The organism is Bacillus sp. SIMBA_008 (genome assembly GCF_046535495.1).
Lineage (GTDB): Bacteria > Bacillota > Bacilli > Bacillales > Bacillaceae > Bacillus > Bacillus subtilis.
This window is the reverse complement of the sequence record NZ_JAWRWL010000379.1, coordinates 1-276: the sequence shown is the minus strand read 5'-3', so window position 1 is coordinate 276 and position 276 is coordinate 1. Positions and strand designations below refer to the sequence as shown.

The following is a 276-nucleotide window of genomic DNA, read 5'->3' as shown; positions in this document are numbered from 1 at the left end:
AATCTGTGCCCGGCACAACGAAGAAATCAATATCTCCCGCTTTTAACTGGGCCACGGCCGCGTTAGAATCAGGAATTGTTTTGACTGTCACTGTATCAAGGTAAGGTCTGCCGCCAAAGTAATCATCATTTGCTTCCAGTTTGACATACTCACCTTTTTTCCACTCAACAAACTTAAACGGACCGGAGCCGATTGGATTTTTACGGTTAAATTCATTCTCTCCCAGATCTGCAACCGGCACCTTACCCAATATATGTTTTGGCAAAATGCCGTAAC

General features: G+C 44.2%; 1 protein-coding gene. It reads right to left on the bottom strand.

What is annotated here, in order from left to right; all coding sequences use genetic code 11:
• Positions 1-276: ABC transporter substrate-binding protein (locus tag SB658_RS23680; RefSeq protein WP_410602748.1), on the bottom strand; the 276-nt coding region annotated here is incomplete at both ends.